The following is a 1,160-nucleotide window of genomic DNA, read 5'->3' on the forward strand; positions in this document are numbered from 1 at the left end:
GTAGAAGCCGCTGTTCCGAGTCTGCGGGATGGCAAATGTGACCTGCCCGGACCGCATATTAAGAGTCTTGGGTTTGAAACCGTTCGCGTAATCCAAACGATTTTTGGAGCGTTCGTAAGCCCCTGCATTTAGGAAGTTCTCCCGTTCCAATTTCATGGCCTCGTTCATGGCGAGTCTGAAAAGATCCATCAGAAAGTCGGGTCCCTGCTCGATTAGGGCTTTCAAAATTGTCGGGTCGAAACTATATTTGTTTTCGGAGTTTTCCATAATTGATTCCTTTTTGATTTGTCGCAAAACCAAAAATAGGATGTGGAAACTCCACTTTTTGTTTATAGGGCCCTAAACGGGCCTTTTTTCATGAATTATTGATTTTACAGAAAGAAAATTACATCTTCAATACAAGAGGATGAAGTTAGTGCTTTTGATAAACGTTCTTTGATATTTAATCCAATGCCGGTTCTTGTTAATGAGGTGGATTCTTTAGGCGCTAGCCGAAAAAACTATGCTTTCCAAATATGGAATTATTATCTCTGCGATATTCAATTTGTTTTCAAAAACAAAATTGTTTGTTACTCGTCACGAAATAATGATAATCGACAAAGAGAAGATGCAGAATAGTTATTATTTTTGACTGTTATTCTTGTTGAATTATCATAAAGCTGTGCATGACTTATCCAGTTGCTTAGCAATGTAGCGAGGGCTATTTTAATCTGTCGACTGGTTCGGCGCAATAGATTATCACATTTTTTATTTGGTTGTGGTCTTAATATCTAGCTTATCCTTAAGCGAGGCGCCAAAAATGCTTTTCTTCAATGAAATAGCAACCTTGTGTAAAGAAGTATCAAAATTTAAAGATTGTCCCTTAAAAACTTAAAAATCAATTCCTTGTATGGTCCTCGTTTTTCCCTTTCCATCATTTTGCGAGGTCTATTTGGATTGTTTCCACCATGAAAATAATTCGGGTGATAGGTTCGGATGACTTTTGTGCCAGCTAATTCACCTTGTCCAATTTCCATGGAGGTTATGTCCGATATCGAAAATGTGCTCGACATGTCTATGGGAATACGGCAATTTTCAGGCAATATGTCCGCTCGGGTGATTTAATTCAAAGTTAGTTCGTCATCCTGCTTTTGGCAAGTGTACGCGGTGCTTTAGGCTGA

Annotated in this window: 1 protein-coding gene; it reads right to left on the minus strand. The window is 38.7% G+C overall.

Annotated elements, in window-relative coordinates:
• A partial coding sequence (locus BUB59_RS14920; RefSeq protein ID WP_200778795.1) for a transposase occupies nt 1–267 on the minus strand: 267 nt, incomplete at its 3' end.
• Nucleotides 268–1,160 lie beyond the last annotated feature (893 nt).

It is taken from the genome of Fibrobacter sp. UWEL, from assembly GCF_900142535.1.
Taxonomy (GTDB): Bacteria; Fibrobacterota; Fibrobacteria; order Fibrobacterales; family Fibrobacteraceae; genus Fibrobacter.